This window comes from Marinobacter sp. DS40M6, assembly GCF_028581595.1.
Taxonomy (GTDB): Bacteria; Pseudomonadota; Gammaproteobacteria; order Pseudomonadales; family Oleiphilaceae; genus Marinobacter; species Marinobacter salarius.
In genome coordinates, this window is sequence record NZ_JAFCAE010000006.1 from 1 (window position 1) to 20308 (window position 20308).

The following is a 20308-nucleotide window of genomic DNA, read 5'->3' on the forward strand; positions in this document are numbered from 1 at the left end:
CCATCAAGGCGGCCAAAAATGCGAAGAGCCGGTGACGCTGGTGTTTGAAATGCCCCAGTACCACCCCCGGCATCTACAGCGGCGGAATCAGTTACCAAACGTGGTACGCCGTCAGAAACCGACATCGAGCCAATAACGCACTGCCAAGTGTCAGCTACTGAGCCGGCAGCTTCTTCAGCGCCAGACCCAAACGCCTGATCAACCCTGTGGCGGATTGTCCCGCCCCAGTTGTCAATCCTCACAGTGTTAGAGGCTGTGTTTGCGTAATAGAAAAAGCTCTCAAACCCAGCAGCATTAGCGGTTTTGTACCAAACCGCGACTGTGTAGGTACCATCAGGAATCAGATTCGCTGCTAGGTCCAGAAAGCCGCCAGTGCCTTTTACGATGGCCATGGCGCGAAACCTCCTGTGGATAGCGCGAAGAACTTGCAGTCAACAGTAAACGGGTTGTTGTCATTCTGGGCTGCGTTGAACATAACCACTTTGTCGATCGGGCCGTTGTTGTAATGTCGGTTGAAAAGGCCGGAGGCGTCTACGTATACATCCCCGTCAATCCTGACCAAATATTTTCCATTAGGGGTTTCGTTCTGAGCCGTCGTTCCGGAATTGTAAAGAATATAAAACTCCATGAAATGCCAGTCAGAACCCCACCCAGCTGCACCTCCAAAGGCCGCGTTTTGAGGAGTAAGTATGGTTGCTTCAGTGTTCCTACCCAGAGAGTGTGGGGGCCCATCAAATTCAATAGTCTGAGCTACATCATTGCCGGTTGTAGTGCCGTCTCCATAGGTTACGGCAGCCATTAAACCAGTATTGTTTTGTGTACCAAATGTCGTATTGGCGTAGCCGGCAGGGTCATTATCAATACCTTGTGGCTTTACGAACTTACAGCCACCCATGTTCCCCGGCATTCTGAAAATTCCACGTATATACAACTCGTAGATGCCGTATGGAACAGGAACTGAGATGTTTACGTGATTACCAGAGTTCCCCGCTGTAATAGGGTATTGAGCCCTCGCGAAACCTTGAGAAAAATCTATTGATCCACCCTTCTCTGTGGATACAAGCCAATTGTTAGGCACACCACCGTCAAAATTACTTTGCTCAAGAATCGTAACTTGCTGCGATGACTCCAGTGCAGCCACACTCAACCCAACAGCCGCAGCCACCCTATCAAGCGGGTCTACCACCCTTGGATCGTGCGCCTGATTATTGGGCATTATTCAGCGGCCTCAGCCTTCGCGTTATGGTCCCGCGCATCGGCCTTATCGTCGTTGCATTCACCAATGGTGTCCTTCAGGACCTCAACATAGGCAGGGCATTCCTCGATAAGCCGAGGCGGGCCCGGGATCTGCGTATCCACCAGGTATTCAGCGGGCACTTTCACCAGCACCCTCTCTGTCCGGGTCAGATACCGTGTTTCGGCGCATGATGTTAAAAACAGCATCAGGCCAAGGCTGATCAACGCAGTCCGGAGCATCTTTCATCGCCTTCTCAAGTTCGGATTGGGTTTGGGCCAGCTGCTCGTCACGCTGTTGTGCCCTCTCCTGGCGCTCAATGGCCTTTTGCGATCGCCAATCAAGATCTTTCTTCTGCGCCTTAATCGTGCTCAGGTTCTCCCGGTTGGCGTGTGCGGCGTTACTCAGGGCCTGTGCCTGGGCTGCGTTCTTTTCCAGCAGGGACTCACGGTCAGCCCACAACCACCAGAAGGCCAGGCCGGCCACCACCAACAGAGTGCCGATGATGGGCATGGCGTAGGCGGTTACCTTGGCTCTGGCGGCTTCAAAGATCATTTCAGCTTACTGGTGAAGAACTGGGTCAGCAGCTGCTTCACCTTCTCCGCGCCAAGGTGGGCAATCATTCCCGATGCAGCAACGCTCAAACCTGGCGACCATGTGAAGAGCTCGATGCAGATCATGTAGGTCACAAACGCGAAGAAACCAGCAGACGCGATCGCAAGCAGGAATGCGCAGATATCCCACTTTTGAGTGCCGTTCTTAACCTCCGCAAGGTAAGCAAGCCCACCACCCACGATCCCGGCAAACACCGCCAGAATTGCGTCCCAGTACTCCACGATCTTGGAGAGCAAAATTGCGATGTTTTTCTCAAGCATTTTTCTATCCATAGCTTTCAGGGTTCACGGTCAGGAAGAGGGATATTCTTTCCAGGGCAACTGAAAATGCGGGCCATCGGGGAACGACTCCCAGTCACCGCCCCACTCAATGGGTACTCCAAGTTCATCCGCAGCCTGCTTCATGGCATCTGCAATCTTGTGGTACAGCGGCCAGTCCCAGCGCACACCACCGGTTACCCAGGCACCCAGGTCCACCGCGTGGCCGGTCAGGTGCCGGCTGTTCATCGTGCTGGATGCACCCGATTCGAACAGTTCTTTCTGGCGGGATTTGGTGCGCTGGCCTTCCAGAACAGTGAAGTCGACTTTCGTGATCTGAATCGCACGCTCAACCACTGAAACCAGGTCATCGTGGAGGCCGGCCAGCCGGCTCAGAGAACGGGAACCAAGTTTGTAAGCCATGCCACCTCCAAAAAAAAGCCCGCCAAACTTGGCGGGCCAATCGCAACAACAATGGTCAGAACCGGGATTCACTACTACGCTCAAAGTGTCATGTACAACGACATGACATCATCCCAAAAGGAGCTTGATATGAGAGTAAATCCATTCCACTCGAAGAAACCCGGCACTACCGTCTATCACGACAACAACAAGTGCACAGAAGGCAACAACATTGAGAAAGAGAACAAGGTCCCTGGAACCGGCGGCAAGTCCAAATGCGACCACTGCAAACGCCTGGGCTAGAAACCTGCCCATAAAAAAACCCGGCCATCGCTGACCGGGTTTTTTCAGGGCTCTTTCGGTATGGACACAACTTTGTGACCTTACGGGATTTAGACTATATCCGTGCATGCACGAAGTCAACCTAATTGATTTAACTTTCATCTGATTTAGTCAAAAAGCCTCCCATCAATCCAGGCTTCCGCGCTACGCAGGATCACCCTCACCTTCTCGCGCCCCTGCCCCAGATCCACACCCACCATCGAATAATCCCATCGCCTCACGTAGTAGCCCACCAGGGCCCGCCCCATCTCCGGTTCCTTCTGCTTCAGGCACGCCACCGCCCGGTCAACGGCCAGGGCCTCATCATCCGGCACATCACAGCCCCCCGGTTTTGCAGTCAGGTCCAGTTTCGCGTAACCGGTACTGGCACCGCCGCTGCGCACCCAGGCACCCCACTCTGCAAGCCGTGTTTTCGTATCCTCCAGCATCTTGTTATCACCCCGTTGGTTACTGGTCATCCCTGGTCACCCCACATACAAGGTGGGGTGACCGCTCAAACTCCGCACTATCACTGGCCTGGTCATACTGGTCATACCGGTCACCCCACTTGGTAAAGACTCATAGGGGGAATACCGAAACCGGAAACAAAACCCCCACGTGTGTGCGCGAACAGGGGTGACCGGTATGACCGGGGTGACCAGCCCAGTAATGACAAGGCTTTCAGCTGGTCACCCCACAAAGAAAGTGGGGTGACCGGTATGACCACCCCACGTAAATTCAGGCTAAAAAGGCTCTTTCTCCCGCGAATTACGCCATTTATCCGGCATTTCGTAGACAGGCCTCCGCTCCCCATTGATCCTTGGCCGTGTTTTTCGCCACCCCAGCCTCGTCAGGATGTTGGCAACCCGCCTTTGCTCTGGCGGCTTCTGTTGTGCCGGTTCCAACTGGAGAGCCTGTTCCATCACCTCCACCAGCCGCACATGGTTGGTTCTCACTGGGTCCTTCAACCACGCATAGATGGTGTCCTCCCAAACATCGCTGTCAAACCGGTCCTCCTGCTCCGCTTCGAACAGGTGCTTTTCATCGTCAGCCGGCCACCAGGGAACGCCGCGCTGGTACATCACCATCGCTTCCGCCCATATCTGATCCCGGTCCTCCCTCAGATGCCGGTCCTCAATGCGTGTGGCCTTCACCGGCCAGTAGCGCCGGTTACCCGTGGCATCTCTCAGGTAGCTGTCCTGATTCGTGGTACCGCTGAAGACACACTGCCTAGGGAACGTCTCGGCACATCGGCCATATGCCGGCCTGAAGCGGTCCTCCATGCTGCCGAAGAACTGCTTCGCTCGCGTACTCTCTACTTTGTTGAAGCTATCGAGCTCCGCCAACTCACAGATCCACACCCCCTGCAGCAACGTGAAACCGTCCTTGTCACCGATCCCGAAGGGCGAATCACTGAACCACTCTCCCCCCAGCACACTCAAAGCGGTAGACTTCCCAAGGCCCTGGTCACCCTCAAGGATCAGCACACAATCCGCCTTCACTGGTGGTCGCATCACCCGAGCTACCGCAGCAATCAGAAACTTCACCCCAACCGCCGTGGCATAGTCCGTATCAACAACGCCCAAGTAATCCTGCAACCAGGTGCCCAGCCGTCGCTGGCCATCCCATTCCAAGGATTCAAGGTATTCCCGAACCGGGTGAAAGCTCCGCATCTTGGCCGCAACCAGAACAGCATCGTGCGCGTCAGCGGAACGCGGGGTTAATTGGTAGTTCTGAGCCAGCCAGATCCGCAGCTGGGCCGTATCGGAATCCGTCCACTCACCAGAGCGCCCCTGGTCAAACGGCGGCGCCTTGCGCTTCACTATCCGGTAGGAAAAATCACAGTAGCCCAGCACGCCCTCCCAGGCCTGGTCATGCTGCAGGATCAGGGAGACGTTGAAGATGTCAGGTTTGAGGGTACCGTCACGGGTAAAGAGGAATTCGCTGCGCCAGTCCACCTTATCGCACGCCGCCAACACCCCCCGAACCTGGCTGCGCACCGCAGACACACCTTCCGCCTGCCGTAGGTCATCAAAGTCGGTACCGCGCTTTTCCTCATCCTTGAAAACGGGCTTGACCACATACCCATTGAGCTTCAGTGCTGCCTCACGGGCCTTCTCAACGCCTGGGTTCCATGGGTCACCATTGGGGCGCTTTGTTTTATGGTCATCGTCAGCGCAGAACACGATGGGATTGCGGGCATACACCCCGCGAACCGCTTGCGCGACAGGCAGTAAGTTGCCCGTGTCGAACGCCACAAAAACAGGATAACCGGTGGCTTCGTGGACGGACTCACCGGTGGCGTATCCCTCAACAATGGCGATAGGCCGGTTCTTCGAGCGCTTCACATCACCGATCTGGTGAAACAAGCCCTCTTTCTGCATTCCATAAGGCCAGTAATCCTTATCCCTTCCCTTCTCCGGGTGCTTCTCCGGATAGATAACCTGTAGGGCCCGAAGCTCGCCGGCCATGTTCACCATTGGCACAACGAATGCGCCGCCTTTGCCGTAGCGAACGCCAACGCCCTTCAGCCCCTTGCGCTCCAGGTATGGAGATTCCCCCGTGGGGCTCAGCCGTTGCCAGGCCCGCTGCGCTTTGGTCGCGGCCTTGTCGGCGTCCCACTTCTGCTGGCGTTTGCGCTGGGCTTCCGCCTCCCGGCGTTGTTTCTTCAGAGCCTGTTGTTCTTCAGGAGATAGCCGAATGCCCTGGGGCTTCAGGTTGCGCTTCTCCCCCAACCGGAAGTTGCCCACAACACCCGTATAGAAAACGCTGCCATCGTGGCGGAAATTCTCAAATACCAAATACCAGCCAGATTTAGCCTTACCCTTGTCACCGTCTGCCTTACATCGCACCAGGTCGCCAAACCGCTCAATGGCGGTGCACTGCAGGCCAAGCTCTGAAAACTGGGAGATCAGATCATCAAGCGTCATAGCCGCCCCTCAAGAGAAGGGGTAACAAAGGTATTCGAGAGCTCAAAAGGCCCAGGGAAGTAACGAGAATACGACATGCAAAGAGCCCCTCAGCACTAACTATATGGTTACTTATGCGACAGAGTTTTCTTTGGAATGATCAGGGGCAACACCGAACACATCTGGCCGCATTTGATAACGGGTAACGGCACCATCGGATGCGCGCTCCAATTCGATGCAATGTTCGGAAGGGACCCGCTTCCAGTAGTTCAATGCAGGCGGAGAAATGCCACAGATTTCAGCAACTTTGCGCTTAGTTTTTATGTTTGGGTGGGCTTTGAGTTTTTCGAAGATCGTGTTCAGGTGCATCGGCCCGGTCTCACATTACTTAATTTAATTAAGTCGAGCTTAACCCCGTTGCTGTGCATTGACAAGGTAAGAATTTACTTTTGCGCCATGGACAAACATGAAGATTTTCTTAATCGGCTTAATGAGGCCATCAAGGACGGCGACGCAAAGCAGGTTCGCATAGCGGAATATTGCGACGTGTCGGAACAAGCTGTAGCCAGGTGGAAACGTTCAGGCCAGATCAGTAAAGACAACCTCTTCGCGCTGAGTGAAATCAGTGGGTATCGCTACCTCTGGATAAAAAGTGGTGAAGGCGGAAAACGTATCTCATCTGTGACTGAGAACCGAAATGAGTACATGAAGTCAGAGAATACGAAAGTTTATTATGCTCGAGACACTGAGGATTCAGATGATATAGAGCAACTGGTTGAGGCTATTCGGAAAGCCCATGCAAATAAGGTTCTCACCGACCAAGCCATATCCCACCTCACCAGTTTTATAAGAACGCTCAATAACAGGCGCTGATATCTGGCAAACAAGGGCGGTAAGGAAAATGGACCTTTTAATCCCGTTGATAATCCTGATTGTTCTCGTGGCCCTTTTCGGTTCTGGAAAAGGCAAAAGTCGCCGAAAGCATAGGAGTTCGTCCAATAGAATCGCGACAACATCGACTTCAGCCAAGCGAAAAAACAGCCGCGACCCTAAACCAGACCCATACAACTTCCTATATGAACACTGGAAGCAGGTTGAAAAAGGTGACATTCCGGTGCCTTCCTGGTACCACGATCCCGTAACAGATGCCCAACTAAAGCGGCTAAAGGATGATGGTACAAGGATGCCCGGCCGATCTATAACAAAGGGCCAGGCATCCAGTCTTATCGGTCTTTCAGAGCTTCCCGAACCTAAAGAGCTTGAGATTCTGAGGTTTTTCAAAGTTTCAGGCTTACCCCTTAAACACCAGTCCATTGCGTTGATTGAAATAGAACGGCTGCTTAAAGATCCTGAGAAAGCTGATCAGTGGGCTAAGCGGCCAGCCACACAAATCCAGAAAGAATTCTTCCGCTACTTCGGTTTATCAGTCCCTAAAGGAATCACTGCTCCAGAAGCCAACAGCGCGATAGCAAGCCACGAGATGACTGAAGAGGAAGAGGAGGAATGGTATGCCTACTCTGAAATACTTGAAGAACTCCAGGACAAAGACTTCCGGGATTGCTACGACCTAAAGAAACCCAGTATCGCCATTATCCGCCAGGCCATCGCGAAACACACCAGCGACGGGCAAAAGATTACCGATATATCGCCAGATGATCTCGTTGATACCATCCTCGCCATAAAACCCGACCTCGAAAAGGCTTAACCCAACCCGGATTAAGTTTTTCTAAATTCCCTTGACTATTCCCACAACCGGGGTTAAGTTTGCCTTAATCTTAATCTAATTAAGGCGATCTAAATGCAGACCTTCACCGCAATTGAATTCACCGCCGTCAACAAAGACGGCCGCCTGACCCCGGCAGAGCTCGAAACCCTCGCGTGGATGAGTGAAGGCAAAGAGAACGCGGCCATAGGTATCCTGCGTGGCCACGGCACACCTGGCGCCAAAAAGCTTGTATCCAACGTCATGCTCAAGTTCAACGCCAACTCCCGGTGCCTGGCCATTGCTCGTGCCTGCAGGGATGGTTTTGTTGTAGCTGCGGCTAAGTCCCGCCACATCGCCGCAGCCTTTCTCATACTCGCCAGCAGCTGGGTAAGCACCACCCTGCCCGATTCCGACGTTTACCGCCGTGGGGCCAACCGCAGCACGTCCGTCCGCCTCGGCCCTCGCGGGCCTGGCCGGCTCGAAATGGATCTGAACGACTGGCTGGGGGCTGCATGAAAACCACACCGCTCTACGAAGCCGCTCGAATGCTCAACCTTGGGCCACAGAAGCTGTTCTCAGCCCTTCGTCACCGCAAGGTGCTGACCAAGCAGAACCTGCCTTACCGCCAATACGTGGACCAGGGCCTGTTCACCACTGAGCTCAAGGAATTCAAGCACCCAACGCTGGGCCCGCAGATATACGCCAGGGCCCACGTCACCCAGCAGGGTCTGAAGTGGCTGGCCGACGAATTTGAAGTGCAAATAACCCGCGAAACCGCCAACAACTGTGCTGCTAATGGAGCCTCGCACTGATGCAAAACCAAGCCAAACCAACCGCCGCCGAACTGCTTATCAGCTGGCAACTCATCTGGACACGCCTGCTGAACGGCAAACCCGGCGAGCTCAAACAGGCCCTGAACAGCCACGCCAAGCTGTTTCCTGCCGGCAACCAGGCAGAGGCGCGCATCCGTGCCGAGCGCACCGTGGCTCAGTACCAGAACGAACCGGCTCAGGTGCGCAACATCATCAACCGCACCAAACACACCCTGCGCAGCGCATAGGAGGACACCAATGGCAGCAACACTCGCGTTACTGATCTGCAGCCTGCTCGTCATCTGGCTGACCAAAACCGCAACCATCGAAAGGACGCAAACCAATGAACACACAGCAAGCATCCGCCGCCAACAAAACCGCACCTACTTTGTCGTCAGGTTCGCCGGGGCAACAGCCAGGCTTTGCCTCCACGACAGCCAATGGATCGAACCAGCAGGCCCTGGACGGCCGCCTGGCATGGCTGGACCTGAACACCCGCGCAACCACCGTCCATCGTGCTCTGCAGCACCTGTTTTCCGTGGCCATGCAGGAAACCAACGACGCAGCACGGGTAGGCAACTTTCTGCTGTCCCTATGGAGCCCGAGCCAGTATCACCTGGACCTGAATGAACTGGGCTTCCTCGAGCGCGAAACCAACTTCGCCGTTCGGCACCTGGCCAACTTCATCGTGGCCTGCCAGGTAAACATCCGCGAAATCGTCACCTACAGCCAGATGGCGCCGGTGATCGCTGCATGGGGAGGCAAGCAGGAATGAACGCCCTCAAGCCCAGTGCCACCGTGGAAGAGCTCGAACAGGCCCTTGGTGAACTGACGGTGCACTTCGACAAAACCGTTCGCCACTTGGAAGAGGCCACGCGGCTGATCGCCAAGCAGGGATCGGCGCACGCTGAAGCGCTCCGCTGGCTGAAGGATATCCGCAAGGCCGCCGGCGCTACGGCTCCAGGCATCAGCCACCAGGAACTGTGCCTGATCATCAAGGATCTGCGCCGCCGAGCCTTCGAGAATAGCGCGGATGAACTGATGGCCGAACAGGAGCACCACTAATGCCACGCGCCTGCATGACCAAAACGCACCAACTGGCACCGCTCATGGCCCTGTCCGATCTGGAACTGCGGCTGGAGATCACCAACGCCACCGCAGCCAACCCGCTGCAGGCGCTGCACCTGTGTCACGAACTATTGAACGCAGAAAGCCTTTACCCAACCCGCCGTGGCCTCACTCGCCTGGTGGGTAAAGAGGTCGAACGCATCGGCCTGATCATCGCCAACCAACCGGAGAAAATCCAGTGAGCAACCAGAACAGGGGCACAGACCTGCCCGAATTCATCCACGACCTGGACGCCGGCGTGTTCGCCGAGAAGGTCGCCCGAGCACTGGGCGATGTGGCGGCCGGCGTTGTCGACCAGAACAAGGCCGGCGAAGTCACCCTCAAATTCACCATGGGCAAGGTGGGTAACACCCCGCGTGTCCAGATCAAGCACAAGCTGAGCTACAAGGTGCCGGAAATGAACGGCAGCTACAGCCAGGAGAACACCACCGAAAGCGTCATGCACGTGAACCCCGGTGGCCGCATCACCCAGTTCCCGGAGAACCAGGGGCAGATGTTCACCAAGCGCGGAGAAATCCCAAACCCACAGGATGAGAAGGAATAAGCCATGTCATCGGATGTAATGCAAGACAACAGTGCTCTGCACGAATACACCAAGATCGTGCAGTGCGAGCAGATCCAGGAGCTGCTGAACGCTCAGGCTGATGGCTCAGTGGTCGCCATTCCTGAGGGGGTGAAAATTGCTGATCTGGAACAGTACCTGGAACAACGCCGCCGGTACCGGGGCAGCATGGCCACCAAACTGATCGCCGAATTCGTCGAGTTCGCAACCGCGACAACAGAGCAGTACAGCCAGGAGAAGCAGCTGGATAACGTGCCTTGCTTCGTGAACGCAGAGGAGATGACAGCCAAGGTTTTCTTCAACCTGGGTGACATCGTCGAGCCTGGCCACGGCGATCACACCGCCAAGCTTGAGCTTCAGCAAACCGAAGCCTTCCGCGAACTGCTGCAAATCAATGGCAAGCAGCTGGACCAGAAAACCCTGGCCGAATGGATGGAAGACTGGCGCGACCACCTGGAAGCGCTGTCCGAAGATGGTTCAGTCATTATCCCCATCGGCCCAGCTGTGTCATCCATCCGCAAAATCACCATCGGAACCAACGCCGAAGCCACCTCGGAAACCCAGACCTTCAGCCAACGCAAAAGCGCCATGGCAGAGGTGGAAGCAAAGAACCGGGACAACCTGCCAGGCTTTCTCAAGTTCGATTGCGAGCCCTACCACGGCCTGACAGAACGGCCCTTTACGTTGCGCCTCAGCCTGATCACCGGCGAAACCCCGAAGATCGCACTGCGCATCGTCCGCCTGGAAACCCAGCAGGAAGAAATGGCCAAAGAGCTTGAAGAGAAGCTCCGCACCGGCTTCGAAGATACGCCAGTGAAAACCTATGTCGGCATGTTCGACCCGAAATAAACCCACAACGCGCCCCACGGGGCGCATCTGAGAGGGCTTTTAACCAGAGCCCTGCCAGATGCCAACGAGGAGAACAGCACCATGGAAACAATTCAGGATCCAATCTACGAGGGCAACGTTACCGTTCGCTGCACCTTGGAAGAGCTCCAGGCCATTGAGGACAAGAAACGCCAGAGAGCCGCCGCCCGGTACCAGAACAATCCCCAGGCCGACGCAACCAAACTCTACCAGATCGCCCGGGGCGACACCGGCGGTGGCCGTGCGGCCAGCGCCCTCCTGCTGTCCCTCTGGAACAACAACTTCGTCTGCAACATGCGCGATGTGATCTGCAGCATTGATATCGACAACAGTGAAGCTGTTATCGCGCTTCTCGGAACTCTGGGGCCAGGCCACCACCTGGAACGCTACCTCACCCAGGAACAGATCATTGAGATCATCGACGTATGGGGCTCCACCCACGAAAGGAGCCGCAAATGACCCGCGTTGAGATCCGGCACTTTCACCTGTTCTGCGGCCTCGGCAGTGGCGCCAAAGGCTTCAACAAGGCCAATCCTCGCGTTGGCAGCATGGAAGGTGAATTCAGCTGCATCGGCGGCATCGATATCGATGCGGTGGCCATCGCCAACTTTGAGTCATTGACCGGTTGCCCGGGCACAGTCAGGGATCTGATGAGCGCCGAACAGTACCAGGCGTTCCATGGTTGTCCACCACCAGAAGGCTGGCAGGAAGCCACCCCGGCAGATATCCAGAACGCTGCCGGCGGCCAACGGCCCCACATCGTCTTCCTGTCAGCACCCTGCAAAGGATTCAGCGGCCTGCTATCGCAGAACCTGAGCAACAGCGCCAAGTACCAGGCCCTGAACGAACTCACCTTGCGTGGCATCTGGCTGTCGCTGGAAGCCTGGAAGGATGACCCGGCAGAACTGATGATCTTCGAGAACGTGCCGCGCATAGCCAACCGTGGCCGCCACCTTCTGGACCAGATCACCCAGCTGCTGAGGTCCTACGGATACGCGGTGGCCGAAACAACCCACGACTGCGGAGAAATCGGCGGCCTGGCACAAAGCCGGCGCCGGTTCCTGCTGGTCGCCAGGCACGAAGAGAAGGTGCCGCCCTTCCTCTACGAACCCCCGAAGAAAACGCTTCGCGCTGTCGGCGACATACTGGGTGCCATGCCGTTACCAGGCCTGGAATCTGCCGGCCCCATGCACCGCATACCCAGCCTGCAATGGAAGACATGGGTGCGCCTGGCCTTCGTTGAGGCGGGTAAAGACTGGAGAAGCCTGAACCGGCTGGAGATTGAAAACGGCTACCTACGCGACTACCTGGTTGTTCCAGAGTATCGCCCAGGCTACATGGGTGTTCGCCAATGGGACGAACCCACAGGCACCATAGCGGGCCGCAGCAGCCCCACAAACGGCGCCTTCAGCGTTGCCGACCCACGATACGAAGGCCAGCAGTACAGCCAGTTCGGCGTGCTCCGCTGGGACGAGACAGCGGGCGTTGTCACCGGCCAGCGATCACCTGGCCAGGGCCGGTTCAGTGTTGCGGATCCTCGCCGTGGTGGTCAGCCAGCTGCCCGAAGCAAATACCGGGTAACCAGATACGACGAATCCAGCGGTTCTGTTATCGCAGCCAGCACTACCGGTGAAGGCGCTTTCGCAGTCGCGGATCCCCGCCCGGGCTTTGTTCGCAAGAAAGGTGACCACTACCTGACAGCCGGCCACTATGGCGTTGTGCCCTGGAACTCTCCAGCCGGCGCCGTTTCAGCAGCGGCTGGCCACGACAACGGACGCTGGACCGTTGCCGATCCACGCACCACAGATGCGGTACCGAATCCCGAACCAGGTCTACCCGCACCCACTGAACGCCTGGTTGCCGAGATCACCTCACTGGATGGCACCTGGCACCGGCCATTCACCACGCTCGAACTGGCCGCCCTGCAATCCATCATCGAGCCAGAGGAATACCTGGCCCTCCACGGCAGATCGGACAGCACCTGGCGGGAACAGATCGGCAATGCAGTTCCTGCCAATGCTGCGGCAGCCATCGGAGAGACCATGGGCGAAACCCTGTTGCTTGCCTGGACTGGTGAAACCTTCGTGCTCAGTCCGGAGAAGGTTTGGGTCCAGCCGATCCGCGTTGCCTTGTCCGTTGACCAGAAGCACCTGGAGGCCACGGCGTGAATCACAGTCCATTTCAACTCGAACCTTTCATGACCATGCCCCAGGCCTGCGTGAGCTGCGTGAATTTTACGGGGATCGGCTTTGACTACGACGAGCATTGCCCATTCGAACCGGACCCGTACTCACACACCAAGAAGAACCGCACACCTTTCGGATCGTGCGCGCTTCATTGTTCTGAGGTATTCGCTACAGAGATCTGTAACAGCTACGAGTGTGACCCTCTTATCTCACCGGTACCGGTTCGGAATCGACCGGCGCCCCGGTGCGCGATTCAGGAGTTGCTTGGCTTAGAGGTCATCAATGGAGCCTGCGCCAATGGGGATTAGAACTGGAATTGAGTGGACCGAATCCACCTGGAACCCGATCAGAGGCTGCTCACGGGTTAGCGAGGGTTGCAGAAACTGCTACGCAGAAACAGTGGCCAATCGATTCAAGGGCCCAGGAGAACCCTATGAAGGGCTGATCGCCAAGGGTGGCCAATGGAATGGCACGGTGACGGTGGTTGATCACAAGATGTATGAGCCGCTGCGGTGGACTAAGCCACGCATGATCTTTGTGAACAGCATGAGCGACCTATTTCACCCCAACGTTCCAGAAAGTGTGATTGACAAGGTGTTCGCCATCATGGCTCTGGCACCACGACATACTTTTCAGATTCTAACGAAACGGCCAGAACGGATGCACCAATACCTGATGAGCAATGATCTTGCTGAGCGGATTGGATGGGCTGAATACGAAATCTATGAAAACGTCGGTTCGCTGCGTGCGGCCCCCTACTTAGGGCCCAGACACCGAACAATGCCTTTAGACAACGTATGGATTGGGGTAAGCGTTGAAAATCAGGCGACAGCCAACGAGAGAATCCCAGTACTACTGGATACACAGGCTGCCATAAGGTGGATCAGTGCGGAGCCGTTGCTTGGTCCTATTGACCTATCCACGTTGCCGTACCCCTGTAGGGTTAAAGGCAATATTAACTGGGTTGTTGCAGGTGGCGAGTCTGGGTTTGGCGCCAGGCCGATGCACCCGGACTGGCCTAGAACTCTTCGTGACCAGTGTCTGGCGACTCGAATACCTTTCCTATTCAAGCAGTGGGGAGAGTGGGGGCCAAAATGTGGGCTGAATTCCTCTGGCCAGTTTAACTTCTTCGGTGCCATGGTTTTGGCTAATGACGGCACGTTGTATGAGCCAGGCAGCCTTGCATATCCAGAAGGTGATCGTCGATCGGAGGCATTGGCTAAAGGGCACGAGCGAGCCCGCCTTCACTATGTCTACCCTCGCGGCAAAAAGGTAAATGGTCGCGAACTGGACGGCCGCACCTGGGACCAATACCCGGAGGCGGCAAAATGATAACCACCCGCCTAAACAACCTGGTCCGCGCCCACCAACAGGCCTGCGCCCTCGTCGGCAAAGCCAACCAGGGCAAAGCCCTCCACGGCCCAGCCTTTCGCATGTGCCACAAAACCCGCCTTGCGGTGTGGGAGGAAATCAAACGTGTGCGCTTCAAGCTGGCCTGGAACCTGTTTGCCCGGTACTTAATCGGCGGGAATAACCTCAGCCTCCCCAAACGGCTCCAGGTCCTTCGGGCTCCGCACCGGCTGACAAACCAACGGCGCCGGAATGTGGCTGCGCATCAGCCCCTGAAACGCATCCACGTTATGAAAGTGCGGATCCAGCCACGCATCGAAATCCGCCGGCCGCAACATCAGCGGAATGCTCTTATCGTGGATATGGGCAAAGCGCTCATGGGGCGGCAGTGTGATCGTCGTAAAGGCCAACACCTCATCGTCACCGTTCCGGTACCGCTGCCACAGGCCCGCCATCGCAATGGCCTCACCCTCCGGGTGAATGTTGTACACCTGCCCATTGCGCCATTCGTGAAACGCCGACATAGGCACGATACAGCGCTGCTTCGGATACACACGCTTCCAAAGCGGGCTGCTCGTCAGCCGGTCAGAGCGTGCGTTGAACGTTTTGAATTTGGGGTTCGGTCGGTAGCCCGTGCCATCTGGCCGGGGCTCAATCAGCAGCGACCAAAGACCGTCCACCAGCTGCCGGCCATCGCCGGTATCCAGCACGAACTCCGCCACCCCACCAGGCGCTACGTTGCGCTGTGGCCGGGGGTAAAGGCCAGGCATCCCCAGGCCTTCCAAAAGCCCCTGCACCAGAGGGTCATCAGACACATTGAACCGCCCACACATAACGAATACCACCGGTTTCTTCAAAGGGTAATAGACGAGATCAGTATAGCCATGGGCGTACCAGGAGCACACCTATGAACGACATCGGCGAAAGCCCCCAAGCCATCAGCAGGCGCTCAGATGACAAGGCCATGAGAGACGTCATCAGCGCCCTGCAGGACGGCGCCTATCTGCGAATCCACACCAAGGTCCGCCGGGCCGCCATCGAGGGGCTGTCAGATAAGGACAGCCGCAATGGCCGCACCATCAGCGCCCACCGCTGCATGCGACTGGCCAAGGAAGGTGTCATCCATGAAGTGGCGATGGACCGGTATGCCATCAACCCCGAATTTGAATTGGAGATCCAGAATGGACGCTAAAACAGCAAGGCAGGATATCGAACACGTCCTCCGGATAGAGGATCTGAATCTGGCATCCATGCGGAGCCTTCGGGCGATTCAAGACTGGTTGAAGTCTGACACTTCTGACGCTGTTGAGGTGCCACATCTCCTGCCAAACGAATCCCTCCGGATTCCACCCACAACCTATGATTTGATCAAGCACCTGCACCGCCAGAAAGCCTTTTCAGAAAGGACCTTTGGCCCCGGTGTTCGTACCAGGGGCCTTCTGGATCACATCAGCAAGGAAGTCACGGAGGTTTACAAAAACCCAAGCGACGTAACCGAGTGGATCGACATTGTGCTACTGGCGCTAGACGGCGCATGGAGGGCCGGCCACACACCGGAGCAAATCGCCGCCGCTCTGGAAGCCAAGCAGAGCAAGAATGAATCAAGAACCTGGCCAGACTGGCGCCAGTCCTCCCCGAATCAGGCTATCGAGCACCTGGAAGATAATGCCCACCCAATGATGGGGAAGGTCGTGCGGTATGGCCCAGGCGTAACCGCTCTATTCAGAGTTCAGAGCACCAACGCACAAACCAGCCGCCGGGATAGATCCAAAAGCTACCGTCTATATGGCGCCCACGTGCTTGGAGGTCACGCGAGCGCCCACGAATCCGACGTAACAGCAGCCACCCCTGCCGACCTGGCCATATGGGCAGAGAAGAAAGGCCTTCCAATCGACCTCACTATCAACGGGCAAACCGTAGGAGCTGATAGCCATGACTGATCTTGAAAAGTGGATCGAGGCCGCCCTGACAGTAGCTAATACCACAGGCATGAAAGACTCAGAGATCATCCCAACGTGGCCATCGGATGTGGCTGGATTTTATCCGACACTGACCATCGGTGCGCTTCGAGCATGGAAAGGAAAACATACCGAAGTTGATTCGAACACCGAAAAGGAATCTACGATTAACATTCCTGGCTGCAAGCTGACCATGGTTGAGGCTTTAGACGAAACCTTTAAACAAGTACTGAGCGACTTAGAGAAAATAATTGGCAATGGCCACGCTACATCAAGTGCCGAGAACCCCAGCGCCGAGAGGCCGGATGGTGATTTGATCGATTGGGCTGAGCAAACAATAGAGCGTCTAGACCCAAATGGCATCGGGATATTCGCAGAAGATTTGGCCCGGGCCGGTAAGCAGCTAATCGGCGCAACCACTCCCCAACCTGGAGATAACAGCCTGCAGGAAGTAGCCGAGAGGGTGTGCGAACACATCCCTGAGAACATGATGATTTCGCTCTGTATGGAGAACGGAGCCGCTTGGGTTCAACTTGGCCAAGATAAAGTAGGCAATCTGGAATTGCCTGACTCTGCCGACAAGACCCTTGTTCAACAGATCAACGAGGCCCTTTGCGTTGCGAATGGATGGGTAGAAAGCCCGCAGTCTCCTGAACAGGATGGTGATGATGATTGATTCCACAAAACTTTCAAGACAGCTCAGTGACTGCCTTGATCGAGCCGGAGCGCCACTCTCTGAGGACCAATACATGTTGGTCACAGGTTACCTGATTCAGTCGGGAATAGAGATGCAAGAGATGGCCCGCTGCCTCAATGAATGCCTGGACCAGGTCAACGAAGCCATAACCGCCACGATGCGTGCTGGCAATCGTGGCGTTCTGACCGTCAACGGACAGAAGCTTACACCCGGCGAAGTTTCCCAGCGCCTGGAGTATCTGAGCCAGCAACGTGATCGAATCCTGAAAGCGCTGAATCCTATGAAGGGCAGATTAGAGTCCAGCTTCATCGACACCACGAGGTAACCGAAATGGCCGCCGCAGAGAAACTCCAACACATTCCCGTCCAGCGCGGTAAATGGGTACGTGATCGCCTGTTATTCCCGCTGTTCGGAATCACACCTGAGATGGCCCGCAAGTACCGCGAACGGGGCGTCTGGCTGGAAGATAAACACTGGAGGTTTGACCCGCTCCGCCGTGTCGTATACAACCCGTCAGAAATCGAGAACTGGTTTGAGGGCAAGGTGTGACACTACCAAAAGGCGTTGACCAGCTGCCGCGGGGCATTGAAATCCACGGCAAGCAGCTACGGATATCCTTCATGTTCGCCGGCAAACGCTGCCGTGAACCGGTACCAGGGGTGGCCAGAATCACCAAGGCCAACATAACCTATGCCGAGAACAAGCGCCGGGTAATCTTAACGGAGATTAAGGAAGGCCGGTTCGACTACGCCAGCCACTTCCCCAACTCATCCAATGCGGCTCTGTTCTCCGGCTGGGGTGGGCCAGACATGGCCCGGCTGGTCACGGATGGAGTCACCAACTGGCTGGCCGTTCAGGAAAAGAAGAAAGCCACAAGTACCTTTCGCATCTACAAATCGAAGTCCAAGCACGTCACCGATCACTGGCCCCGCCGGCGGATTACGGATATCAGCAAATCTGAAATCGAACTCTTCCAGGCCGGACTGCTTCAGAAAGGGCTCAGCCCGAAGTCGGTGAACGACATATTCACCATCGTTCGTGGCGTGTGGTCCGCCGCATTCGATGATGGCGTCATCCGCACCAACCCGCTGGACAGAATCCCCAACATCGAGCGGGACCAGGTGTACGACTACGCAGACCCCTTCTCGGTCAAAGAGCTGGAAAGGATTCAATCGGTAAAGACCATGCGCCAACAGGACATCAACATGGTGATGTTCGCGTGCTGGTGCGGGCTGTCGCTCTCGGAGCTGATTGCACTTTCGTGGGATGACGTGGATACGGTGGACTGGGTTATTCACGTGCGACGCGCACGCGTGAGCGGGCAGTATAAGGTGCCCAAAGAGCGGGCGAGAATTCGGAGAGTGGAATTGATCGAGCCGGCAAAGGCCTGGCTAAAACGCCAGCAGGCCGCCACCTTTCTACTTCCGCCAGTGATCATCCAGGTAAAGCAGCGCGACAACGTCACCGTGAAAGAAGACACACTGCGCCTGGTGTTCCGGAATGGATTGAGCAACCTGCCCTGGAGCGATGCCAGCCTGCGGCGTTGGTTCAAAGGCCACCTTCTCCGCGCAAAGGTCCGCCACCGTGGCCCCAACCAATGCCGCCACACCTTTGCCAGCCAGATGCTCTCTAACTTCGTCAGCCTGGAATGGGTAGCCCGCCAACTCGGCCACACAGACACCACCATGGTGAAAAAGCACTACGGCCGCTGGATCCATTCCGACACCCCGAATATGGCGGACCAGGTGTCCAAAATGCTCGGTTACAACACGGACAAAAGCGGACAACAAACCCCGATTTCTGCCCCAATTCTGCCCCAAAAATAAAAAAGCCCTGATCTTCTGCTAGAAAATCAGGGCTTTATATTGGCGGAGAGGGAGGGATTCGAACCCTCGATACGCTATTAACGTATACACACTTTCCAGGCGTGCGCCTTCAGCCACTCGGCCACCTCTCCAATACTCTTTAAATAATTCGTTCCAAATCAGCAACGTCGTCGCTCATTTGAGGGCGCAAACTCTAATGGTTTTGTTCCGGTTTGGCAACTCCAATTTTCAAATCCTTTTCTGACCAACCACAGCGACCACAGAAACCTGATGGCCGCCTGTGCGATACTGGCATAGTTACCCAATACCCTAAACACCGCTCGGGGGCGACCCGTTATGATGATGAAAGCCGACGAATCCACGCTGGTACTGATTGACCTCCAGAAAAAACTCATGCCTGTCATCAGCCACGGAAATTTAATGCTGGCAGAGAGCGTTAGACTTGCGCAGATTGCCAAGCTGCTTGATGTGCCGGTGATTGCCACGGAACAGATCCCGGAGAAGCTTGGACACAACGACGAACAAATCAGTGCTCTAGCTGATCAAACCTTATCCAAGACTCACTTTGATGCCTGCGGTGGAGGGCTGGTTGAGGCCATTGCCGATAACCGGAAACAGGTGGTTATTGGCGGTTGCGAAGCGCATGTATGCCTGTTGCAAACCGCCCTATCCCTCCTTGCTGCGGGTTTTCGTGTATGGGTGGTGGAAAACGCGACCGGCTCACGCCATGACAACGACCGGGATGCTGCCCTGGAACGAATGCAGCAGGCCGGGGCCGTTATCGTAACGCTTGAGATGGTGGCTTTTGAGTGGATGCGGGACTGCGAGCACCCACGTTTCCGGGAAGTTCAGAAACTGATCAAGTGACGAAGCGAATGTCACCAATGCTATCACTGGAATCACATCAGGGTTCCAGTGAGACACATTAGGGAAACTGTTGCTGAATTGGGGCGCCCAAAATATTTACGTTTACGTAAAGTAGATGTATCTGCCTGTTACCGCTGGAATTTTCAAAATCACCAAAAAATGCATGAATTTCAACCATTGACGACGATGTAAAAGCTATCTAGTCTTCTCTCGTTGAGCCCCAAAAGGGTATCAACACATGAAATCATGCCAACCGGCCTATCTGCCGGGGCACAACAACAATATTGACCACGGAAGCCGTGATCCGGCCTGGTGGAAGAGGATTTCAGCATGTCACTGGTAAAACAGTCCCTGAGCATGGGCCCATGCGCCCACACCCTGCAACACCCTACAGCTCCTTTCCTTTCTCTGACGTTTTGTGCATCCCGATCGCTCCGACCGGATCTTTCACGACTATCCACACTCGTGCAATTACCAAATCTGACCGGCAGTTAATCGCGTCCAACACCCGATAGCGATTGAGTTTCGGTAGCGCCCGCAATCTACCCGCCGGCCTCCGTAACTAAGGGCGACCCCCTGTGCAAGAACAACCCGGAGCAAAAGGAATCCAAA

Annotated in this window: 31 protein-coding genes and 1 tRNA gene; 21 read left to right on the forward strand and 11 right to left on the reverse strand. The window is 55.8% G+C overall.

Going from position 1 to position 20308, the window contains the following annotated elements; translation table 11 throughout:
• The 6 genes from JJO78_RS15480 to JJO78_RS15505 form a co-directional block, all read right to left on the reverse strand.
• On the reverse strand, window positions 1–392 hold a 392-nt coding region (locus tag JJO78_RS15480; protein WP_273624009.1), incomplete at its 3' end, for a hypothetical protein.
• A complete protein-coding gene (locus JJO78_RS15485) occupies window positions 380–1216 on the reverse strand; it encodes a hypothetical protein (RefSeq protein WP_273624010.1) in 837 nt (278 codons plus the stop codon). The genes JJO78_RS15480 and JJO78_RS15485, both read right to left, overlap by 13 nt.
• Complete coding sequence (locus JJO78_RS15490; protein WP_273624012.1) at window positions 1216–1383, reverse strand: hypothetical protein; 168 nt, start codon at window positions 1381–1383, stop codon at window positions 1216–1218. Before JJO78_RS15490 ends, JJO78_RS15485 begins: the two co-directional genes overlap by 1 nt.
• Window positions 1367–1789: a hypothetical protein gene (locus tag JJO78_RS15495; RefSeq protein WP_273624013.1), complete on the reverse strand. Its 423-nt coding sequence runs from the start codon at window positions 1787–1789 to the stop codon at window positions 1367–1369. The genes JJO78_RS15490 and JJO78_RS15495 overlap by 17 nt, the downstream gene beginning before the upstream one ends.
• Window positions 1786–2109: a phage holin family protein gene (locus JJO78_RS15500; RefSeq protein WP_159265622.1), complete on the reverse strand. Its 324-nt coding sequence runs from the start codon at window positions 2107–2109 to the stop codon at window positions 1786–1788. The genes JJO78_RS15495 and JJO78_RS15500 overlap by 4 nt, the downstream gene beginning before the upstream one ends.
• A gap of 30 nt (window positions 2110–2139) precedes the next feature.
• Window positions 2140–2529 carry a M15 family metallopeptidase gene (locus JJO78_RS15505; RefSeq protein ID WP_151982419.1) on the reverse strand — a complete coding sequence of 130 codons (390 nt, stop codon included), beginning with the start codon at window positions 2527–2529 and terminating at the stop codon, window positions 2140–2142.
• A gap of 129 nt (window positions 2530–2658) precedes the next feature.
• Between JJO78_RS15505 and JJO78_RS15510 the strand changes: the two genes are divergently transcribed.
• The gene (locus JJO78_RS15510) at window positions 2659–2811 is read left to right on the forward strand and encodes a hypothetical protein (RefSeq protein WP_273624014.1); all 153 of its coding nucleotides are present in this window, start codon (window positions 2659–2661) and stop codon (window positions 2809–2811) included.
• A 146-nt stretch (window positions 2812–2957) separates the two neighbouring features.
• Here JJO78_RS15510 and JJO78_RS15515 read toward each other — a convergent pair whose 3' ends face one another.
• The 3 genes from JJO78_RS15515 to JJO78_RS20605 all read right to left on the reverse strand — a co-directional run bounded on the left by JJO78_RS15515 (window position 2958) and on the right by JJO78_RS20605 (window position 6107).
• Window positions 2958–3308, reverse strand: a complete 351-nt coding sequence (locus JJO78_RS15515; protein WP_273624015.1) for an antiterminator Q family protein — start codon at window positions 3306–3308, stop codon at window positions 2958–2960.
• A gap of 264 nt (window positions 3309–3572) precedes the next feature.
• The gene (locus JJO78_RS15520; RefSeq protein ID WP_273624016.1) at window positions 3573–5759 is read right to left on the reverse strand and encodes a VapE domain-containing protein; all 2187 of its coding nucleotides are present in this window, start codon (window positions 5757–5759) and stop codon (window positions 3573–3575) included.
• A gap of 111 nt (window positions 5760–5870) precedes the next feature.
• Window positions 5871–6107 carry a YdaS family helix-turn-helix protein gene (locus JJO78_RS20605; protein ID WP_443094031.1) on the reverse strand — a complete coding sequence of 79 codons (237 nt, stop codon included), beginning with the start codon at window positions 6105–6107 and terminating at the stop codon, window positions 5871–5873.
• A gap of 87 nt (window positions 6108–6194) precedes the next feature.
• Between JJO78_RS20605 and JJO78_RS20610 the strand changes: the two genes are divergently transcribed.
• The 13 genes from JJO78_RS20610 to JJO78_RS15585 all read left to right on the forward strand — a co-directional run bounded on the left by JJO78_RS20610 (window position 6195) and on the right by JJO78_RS15585 (window position 14330).
• Window positions 6195–6611 (forward strand): hypothetical protein, encoded by a 417-nt coding sequence (locus tag JJO78_RS20610; protein ID WP_443094032.1) that lies wholly within the window; start codon window positions 6195–6197, stop codon window positions 6609–6611.
• A 28-nt stretch (window positions 6612–6639) separates the two neighbouring features.
• Entirely contained in the window at window positions 6640–7443 is an 804-nt protein-coding gene (locus JJO78_RS15530; RefSeq protein ID WP_273624018.1) for a hypothetical protein, read from the forward strand.
• 93 nt (window positions 7444–7536) lie between these two features.
• Complete coding sequence (locus JJO78_RS15535) at window positions 7537–7959, forward strand: helix-turn-helix transcriptional regulator (protein ID WP_273624019.1); 423 nt, start codon at window positions 7537–7539, stop codon at window positions 7957–7959.
• Entirely contained in the window at window positions 7956–8255 is a 300-nt protein-coding gene (locus tag JJO78_RS15540) for a phage antirepressor KilAC domain-containing protein (RefSeq protein ID WP_273624020.1), read from the forward strand. Before JJO78_RS15535 ends, JJO78_RS15540 begins: the two co-directional genes overlap by 4 nt.
• Window positions 8255–8503: a hypothetical protein gene (locus JJO78_RS15545; protein ID WP_273624022.1), complete on the forward strand. Its 249-nt coding sequence runs from the start codon at window positions 8255–8257 to the stop codon at window positions 8501–8503. The genes JJO78_RS15540 and JJO78_RS15545 overlap by 1 nt, the downstream gene beginning before the upstream one ends.
• A 95-nt stretch (window positions 8504–8598) precedes the next feature.
• A complete protein-coding gene (locus tag JJO78_RS15550) occupies window positions 8599–9030 on the forward strand; it encodes a DUF7673 family protein (RefSeq protein ID WP_273624024.1) in 432 nt (143 codons plus the stop codon).
• Window positions 9027–9320, forward strand: a complete 294-nt coding sequence (locus tag JJO78_RS15555) for a hypothetical protein (RefSeq protein WP_273624026.1) — start codon at window positions 9027–9029, stop codon at window positions 9318–9320. The genes JJO78_RS15550 and JJO78_RS15555 overlap by 4 nt, the downstream gene beginning before the upstream one ends.
• The gene (locus tag JJO78_RS15560) at window positions 9320–9565 is read left to right on the forward strand and encodes a hypothetical protein (protein WP_273624028.1); all 246 of its coding nucleotides are present in this window, start codon (window positions 9320–9322) and stop codon (window positions 9563–9565) included. Before JJO78_RS15555 ends, JJO78_RS15560 begins: the two co-directional genes overlap by 1 nt.
• On the forward strand, window positions 9562–9927 hold the full coding sequence (locus tag JJO78_RS15565) for a hypothetical protein (protein ID WP_273624030.1): 366 nt from the start codon (window positions 9562–9564) through the stop codon (window positions 9925–9927). Before JJO78_RS15560 ends, JJO78_RS15565 begins: the two co-directional genes overlap by 4 nt.
• 3 nt (window positions 9928–9930) lie before the next feature.
• Window positions 9931–10794 (forward strand): DUF2303 family protein, encoded by an 864-nt coding sequence (locus tag JJO78_RS15570; RefSeq protein WP_273624031.1) that lies wholly within the window; start codon window positions 9931–9933, stop codon window positions 10792–10794.
• 81 nt (window positions 10795–10875) lie between these two features.
• Window positions 10876–11271, forward strand: coding sequence for a DUF7673 family protein (locus JJO78_RS15575; protein ID WP_273624032.1), 396 nt, complete (start codon window positions 10876–10878; stop codon window positions 11269–11271).
• Window positions 11268–12980: a DNA cytosine methyltransferase gene (locus JJO78_RS15580; protein ID WP_273624034.1), complete on the forward strand. Its 1713-nt coding sequence runs from the start codon at window positions 11268–11270 to the stop codon at window positions 12978–12980. The genes JJO78_RS15575 and JJO78_RS15580 overlap by 4 nt, the downstream gene beginning before the upstream one ends.
• Before the next feature lie 315 nt (window positions 12981–13295).
• On the forward strand, window positions 13296–14330 hold the full coding sequence (locus tag JJO78_RS15585) for a DUF5131 family protein (RefSeq protein ID WP_273624036.1): 1035 nt from the start codon (window positions 13296–13298) through the stop codon (window positions 14328–14330).
• Window positions 14331–14515: 185 nt separating this feature from the next.
• Here JJO78_RS15585 and JJO78_RS15590 read toward each other — a convergent pair whose 3' ends face one another.
• Window positions 14516–15181, reverse strand: a complete 666-nt coding sequence (locus JJO78_RS15590; RefSeq protein WP_273624038.1) for an SOS response-associated peptidase family protein — start codon at window positions 15179–15181, stop codon at window positions 14516–14518.
• A 74-nt stretch (window positions 15182–15255) separates the two neighbouring features.
• Between JJO78_RS15590 and JJO78_RS15595 the strand changes: the two genes are divergently transcribed.
• From JJO78_RS15595 to JJO78_RS15620, 6 genes are all read left to right on the forward strand, one after another.
• Window positions 15256–15540, forward strand: coding sequence for a hypothetical protein (locus tag JJO78_RS15595; protein ID WP_273624039.1), 285 nt, complete (start codon window positions 15256–15258; stop codon window positions 15538–15540).
• Window positions 15530–16288 (forward strand): dATP/dGTP pyrophosphohydrolase domain-containing protein, encoded by a 759-nt coding sequence (locus JJO78_RS15600; RefSeq protein ID WP_273624041.1) that lies wholly within the window; start codon window positions 15530–15532, stop codon window positions 16286–16288. The genes JJO78_RS15595 and JJO78_RS15600 overlap by 11 nt, the downstream gene beginning before the upstream one ends.
• Window positions 16281–16982, forward strand: a complete 702-nt coding sequence (locus JJO78_RS15605) for a hypothetical protein (RefSeq protein WP_273624042.1) — start codon at window positions 16281–16283, stop codon at window positions 16980–16982. The genes JJO78_RS15600 and JJO78_RS15605 overlap by 8 nt, the downstream gene beginning before the upstream one ends.
• Window positions 16983–17055: 73 nt before the next feature.
• On the forward strand, window positions 17056–17328 hold the full coding sequence (locus JJO78_RS15610) for a hypothetical protein (RefSeq protein ID WP_273624043.1): 273 nt from the start codon (window positions 17056–17058) through the stop codon (window positions 17326–17328).
• Between the two features lie 5 nt (window positions 17329–17333).
• A complete protein-coding gene (locus JJO78_RS15615) occupies window positions 17334–17552 on the forward strand; it encodes a DNA-binding protein (RefSeq protein WP_273624044.1) in 219 nt (72 codons plus the stop codon).
• Window positions 17549–18829 carry an Arm DNA-binding domain-containing protein gene (locus JJO78_RS15620; protein ID WP_273624045.1) on the forward strand — a complete coding sequence of 427 codons (1281 nt, stop codon included), beginning with the start codon at window positions 17549–17551 and terminating at the stop codon, window positions 18827–18829. Before JJO78_RS15615 ends, JJO78_RS15620 begins: the two co-directional genes overlap by 4 nt.
• A gap of 40 nt (window positions 18830–18869) precedes the next feature.
• Here the strand turns inward: JJO78_RS15620 and JJO78_RS15625 are convergent.
• Window positions 18870–18960 (reverse strand) — tRNA-Ser (locus JJO78_RS15625).
• Between the two features lie 205 nt (window positions 18961–19165).
• Here JJO78_RS15625 and JJO78_RS15630 point away from each other — a divergent pair.
• Window positions 19166–19696, forward strand: a complete 531-nt coding sequence (locus JJO78_RS15630; RefSeq protein WP_036207985.1) for an isochorismatase family protein — start codon at window positions 19166–19168, stop codon at window positions 19694–19696.
• Window positions 19697–20308: the final 612 nt, after the last annotated feature.

Coding starts and splice junctions, on each gene's coding strand:
- JJO78_RS15585 (WP_273624036.1), top strand. CDS start 13,296: ATGGGGATTAGAACTGGAATTGAGTGGACCGAATCCACCTGGAACCCG.
- JJO78_RS15590 (WP_273624038.1), bottom strand. CDS start 15,181: ATGTGTGGGCGGTTCAATGTGTCTGATGACCCTCTGGTGCAGGGGCTT.
- JJO78_RS15520 (WP_273624016.1), bottom strand. CDS start 5,759: ATGACGCTTGATGATCTGATCTCCCAGTTTTCAGAGCTTGGCCTGCAG.
- JJO78_RS15550 (WP_273624024.1), top strand. CDS start 8,599: ATGAACACACAGCAAGCATCCGCCGCCAACAAAACCGCACCTACTTTG.
- JJO78_RS15485 (WP_273624010.1), bottom strand. CDS start 1,216: ATGCCCAATAATCAGGCGCACGATCCAAGGGTGGTAGACCCGCTTGAT.
- JJO78_RS15560 (WP_273624028.1), top strand. CDS start 9,320: ATGCCACGCGCCTGCATGACCAAAACGCACCAACTGGCACCGCTCATG.
- JJO78_RS15515 (WP_273624015.1), bottom strand. CDS start 3,308: ATGACCAGTAACCAACGGGGTGATAACAAGATGCTGGAGGATACGAAA.
- JJO78_RS15495 (WP_273624013.1), bottom strand. CDS start 1,789: ATGATCTTTGAAGCCGCCAGAGCCAAGGTAACCGCCTACGCCATGCCC.
- JJO78_RS15605 (WP_273624042.1), top strand. CDS start 16,281: ATGACTGATCTTGAAAAGTGGATCGAGGCCGCCCTGACAGTAGCTAAT.
- JJO78_RS15500 (WP_159265622.1), bottom strand. CDS start 2,109: ATGCTTGAGAAAAACATCGCAATTTTGCTCTCCAAGATCGTGGAGTAC.
- JJO78_RS15555 (WP_273624026.1), top strand. CDS start 9,027: ATGAACGCCCTCAAGCCCAGTGCCACCGTGGAAGAGCTCGAACAGGCC.
- JJO78_RS15530 (WP_273624018.1), top strand. CDS start 6,640: ATGGACCTTTTAATCCCGTTGATAATCCTGATTGTTCTCGTGGCCCTT.
- JJO78_RS15615 (WP_273624044.1), top strand. CDS start 17,334: ATGGCCGCCGCAGAGAAACTCCAACACATTCCCGTCCAGCGCGGTAAA.
- JJO78_RS15535 (WP_273624019.1), top strand. CDS start 7,537: ATGCAGACCTTCACCGCAATTGAATTCACCGCCGTCAACAAAGACGGC.
- JJO78_RS15600 (WP_273624041.1), top strand. CDS start 15,530: ATGGACGCTAAAACAGCAAGGCAGGATATCGAACACGTCCTCCGGATA.
- JJO78_RS15580 (WP_273624034.1), top strand. CDS start 11,268: ATGACCCGCGTTGAGATCCGGCACTTTCACCTGTTCTGCGGCCTCGGC.
- JJO78_RS15595 (WP_273624039.1), top strand. CDS start 15,256: ATGAACGACATCGGCGAAAGCCCCCAAGCCATCAGCAGGCGCTCAGAT.
- JJO78_RS15575 (WP_273624032.1), top strand. CDS start 10,876: ATGGAAACAATTCAGGATCCAATCTACGAGGGCAACGTTACCGTTCGC.
- JJO78_RS20605 (WP_443094031.1), bottom strand. CDS start 6,107: ATGCACCTGAACACGATCTTCGAAAAACTCAAAGCCCACCCAAACATA.
- JJO78_RS20610 (WP_443094032.1), top strand. CDS start 6,195: ATGGACAAACATGAAGATTTTCTTAATCGGCTTAATGAGGCCATCAAG.
- JJO78_RS15540 (WP_273624020.1), top strand. CDS start 7,956: ATGAAAACCACACCGCTCTACGAAGCCGCTCGAATGCTCAACCTTGGG.
- JJO78_RS15570 (WP_273624031.1), top strand. CDS start 9,931: ATGTCATCGGATGTAATGCAAGACAACAGTGCTCTGCACGAATACACC.
- JJO78_RS15545 (WP_273624022.1), top strand. CDS start 8,255: ATGCAAAACCAAGCCAAACCAACCGCCGCCGAACTGCTTATCAGCTGG.
- JJO78_RS15505 (WP_151982419.1), bottom strand. CDS start 2,529: ATGGCTTACAAACTTGGTTCCCGTTCTCTGAGCCGGCTGGCCGGCCTC.
- JJO78_RS15630 (WP_036207985.1), top strand. CDS start 19,166: ATGATGATGAAAGCCGACGAATCCACGCTGGTACTGATTGACCTCCAG.
- JJO78_RS15510 (WP_273624014.1), top strand. CDS start 2,659: ATGAGAGTAAATCCATTCCACTCGAAGAAACCCGGCACTACCGTCTAT.
- JJO78_RS15610 (WP_273624043.1), top strand. CDS start 17,056: ATGTTGGTCACAGGTTACCTGATTCAGTCGGGAATAGAGATGCAAGAG.